The 2,093-nt window shown below is 44.5% G+C and carries 2 protein-coding genes; both read right to left on the bottom strand.

Translation table 11 applies throughout. From position 1 onward, the window contains the following. Positions 1-83 precede the first annotated feature (83 nt). The gene (locus AAKU64_RS22400) at positions 84-1,064 is read right to left on the bottom strand and encodes a beta propeller repeat protein (protein ID WP_354335854.1); all 981 of its coding nucleotides are present in this window, start codon (positions 1,062-1,064) and stop codon (positions 84-86) included. A gap of 12 nt (positions 1,065-1,076) precedes the next feature. Beyond that, positions 1,077-2,093, bottom strand: a 1,017-nt coding sequence (locus AAKU64_RS22405; protein WP_354363087.1) for a hypothetical protein, incomplete at its 5' end; no start/stop codon positions are given.

Consider the following 2,093-nt stretch of genomic DNA (forward strand, 5'->3'; position numbering starts at 1 on the left):
GCGGCAATTCAGATGCTGACAAATAGTATCGGCGATTGATTGTGTGTCGGTGTTTGTGTCGATACCGTGATCAATGACCTCTGTCATGGTTTGCCTCCTTTAATAGAACTACCTCCAATCGGTGGATTATCGGGATGATGGATACGCTCCCAAGTTGTACCGTCGAAGCGGGCGATGTCTTTGGAGCCGAATGACCATAGTTCATCATCGCAAGCATCAAGGCAATAAGTTAGTAATTCTGGTTCTAGCTTTGTTTCAACTATTGAAATTCCTTGACCGCTATAAATATAAAGGTGATCTATAGTGGATAAATAGATATTTTCTTTAAATTTAACAAGCGACCAAAAAGTACGATTATCGTCAACGCTGCTTACATCTACGAATCCGTCTTGCATATTTCCTTTCAAGACCGTTCCGTTATACCCACATATCCAAACTTCATTATCTTTGTAACAACGAACCCACTGTAAATGTTCCTTGCAATTGACTAAGATTTTTTTCCACATCTCTCCGTTGAAATGGTAAATCGCTCCGCTATCTCCGACGACATACAAATCGGAGTCGTTAAAGCCGTCAACGCAGTTTAGGATCGGGCTATCCAGAAAAGCCGACGTCCCAAGCTCAACTGCCATTGGGACTAATACACCTAAATCAAAATGCACCCAGCCCGACGACTCTCTTTTATATATTTGGCCACTTTGACCACAAACAAACAGTGTCTTCCCAATTTCCCTTATGTGGGAAACATACCCGTGAATACCACTGCGAACACCGGCATCATTGATTTTTTCACGTAAAAACTCATTTGACTTTCCGATTAAGATATCACCCTCTTTTGATAGAACACATAGCGCATCTAGTTCTTTTGAGTAACAAACAGATACCGCATCCCATCCATTAATATCCTTCTTTCCCCAAGTATCGTTTTTATAAAGAAAAATTCTTGTGAATTGGTCTTCATAATTAAGTTGATCGAGCTTTGACGAGATAAGAACGTACCCAGCTTGCTTAATGCAGCCAGCATTGAAATACACTTCATTTAATAACTCATCCACATTGTCCATTTTAGTTTCCTCTTAAAATCCTGAAATATCTGCAACTTTGGAACCTTGTCCCATTTTTATCGAATCTAGATTTCTAATTTGCCCAAACGGATCTGCTCGAAGCGAGACTGATGGGTCGAGTCCTTTAGACTGATGGTAGCTTCTCAATTGTTTTTCCAAGTCTTGAGGATCGCATCCAACGACTTTTCCTACGACCATTGCACCAGTTTTTTCGAGTTGCCCCAACTTAGCAGTTCCTTGAGGACTCCCTAACTTACCTAAAGCTTCTTCTAATGGATCAAACAAGGCGTGAATTTTTCCATGCTCCGCAAGCTTACTAAGTACATCTTTAATGTTTAATTTACTCTTATTTTTTACAGGTGTACCGTCTGAACCAGTGCTCTTAGTAGCCCCCTCCACACAAATACAAAGTCCATCCGCATGTTTAATACCACCCGGGTAATAAGCCCCATTATCTCCAGGCTGTTTAAAGCAATGATCTGGAACTACATGGTGAGGCGTGCCGCTTGGACATCCTTCTTTGTAAGGGCGTAGTTTGCATCGTCCGCCATCTTTTGAACTTCCAACAACCTTGACCCCATCACCGGGAGGCGACGCATCATTCTTTTTGTCACTTTTCTTGGCCTCTTTCTTCGCGTCTTTCTTCCCTTCCGCTAGCTCACTCTTGACCGCATTCTTCTCTGCATTGAGTTCTGCTTTCGCTGCACTGGTCTCGGCTTTGACGGCGTTGATTTCTCCTTTTACGCCTGGAATCAATTTGGTGATTTTATCGATCTTGCTCATCACCATGCGTTGTGCATACGCGCTTGCTAGCGCGACCATGTTGGGTAACTTGCCGCTGGTGGCAAATTCTGCTGACGCATCTAGTCCGCTGGCGGTAGATTCTACAATGCCACCTACCAGGCCAACGCCTTCACCGACCACGGCTACAGCACCGCCACCTGCTGCAATGACGGCGCCTGGGGCGGCTCCTATCCCGGTGAGTACCATTGCGCCACCGACAGCGGCGGTGCCGCCTCCGGTTAATGC

This window comes from Undibacterium sp. GrIS 1.8, from assembly GCF_040544445.1.
Classification (GTDB): domain Bacteria; phylum Pseudomonadota; class Gammaproteobacteria; order Burkholderiales; family Burkholderiaceae_D; genus Undibacterium.